A 1,411-nucleotide genomic window follows, 5' to 3' on the forward strand; every position below is an offset into this window, starting at 1 on the left:
AGTCAAGTCCTTAATGTTGTGTAAAAACTGTATACAATGTTCTCACTCTGTTTATGTGGGGGTTTTTGATGTTTGGGTAGAGGGGGCCTAGGCCCCCTCTACCCAAACATCTCTCGCTGGCATTGTGGGAACTGGTTCAATCTCGTTTTTTCAAAAAAGTACGATTTCCGAGATCAAGGGTGTCTTCATAATCCATGAGAACCGCCGCGATCAATCTAAAGGCAGACTGCTGGTTAGGAAACGTTCTGATAACCCGTTCTCGTCTTCGCACCTCTGCATTCATTCGTTCCAGCATGTTTGTGGTCCGTAAGCTGACATGGTAGTCCTCCGGCTCTGCATAAAATTGTGTCGCATCATCAAACCCCTCATCCAACACGGTGATGGCTTTTTGATAGCCTTTTTCATCTTCATACTTAAGAATAAACTGTTCTTTAAGCGCACGAGCCTCTTCCATGTGACGGGCTTGGAAGATCGCTTTCAATTCAGTTCTCGCTTCCTTGGATCCCTTGCGAGGCATACTTTGAATCATATTGCGTAACATATGCACGGTACAGCGTTGCCAGCTTGTCCCGATAAAAGCTTTTTGAATGGCAGATTTCAGACCTGAGTGAGCGTCTGAAATGACCATTTTTGGTGATTGGAGGCCTCGAGATTTCAATGATTCAAAGAAGTCATACCAGCTTGTCTCCGATTCCGAGTGGTCTACCTTGAGCCCTAGAATCTCACGTTTGTTTTTCTCATTGATCCCGATGGCGATATAAACCGCTTTTGATACAACTTTATGGTGCTCACGTACCTTAATGTACATGGCGTCAACGTAGATGTAGCGGAAGTACATCACATTTAGTGGTCTGTTAGCCAGTCATTGACGATAGGATCGAGTTTTTTCGTTAGGTTGGATACCATGGATTTAGAAACGGATTCGCCACAGAGCTCCTCTACGATTTTAGTTACTTTGCGTGTGGAAACCCCGTTCACCACCATTTCTAACATGGAGATTAATAGAGCTTTGTCACAACGTGCATATTTCTCAAATACACTCGTTGAAAACTCACCGCTCCGTGTGCGAGGGACTTTCAAACGAATCTTCCCGGAGACCATGGTGAATTCACGCTCGTAGTACCCATTACGGTAGTCTTGGCGCGCTTCCGTTCGTTGGTGAGACTCTGCTTTTATAAACCGATCACGCTCCATTTCCATGTACTCGTTTAACACGAGAACGAGAGAGGATTTGACAATCACGTTTAATTCAGACTCCATCACCGCATCTTTAAGTTTCTCAAAATCTAGTGTAAAATTGATTTGAGACATCAATAGTTCCTCCTTGTTTCTGTATTTTCGTGGTTGAAAACATTGTAACAAGGTGGGCTTTTGATGTCTTTCCCTTTTTACACAATTATATAGACGTAAT

At 43.6% G+C, this 1,411-nt stretch carries 1 pseudogene; it reads right to left on the bottom strand.

Features of this window, described 5'->3' with window-relative positions:
* Positions 1-136: 136 nt before the first annotated feature.
* Positions 137-1,311 (bottom strand): annotated as a pseudogene (locus tag JCM19034_RS20510) (IS256 family transposase).
* Positions 1,312-1,411: the final 100 nt, after the last annotated feature.

It is taken from the genome of Bacillus sp. JCM 19034, assembly GCF_001310635.1.
In the GTDB taxonomy this organism is placed as follows: domain Bacteria; phylum Bacillota; class Bacilli; order Bacillales; family Bacillaceae_D; genus Halalkalibacter.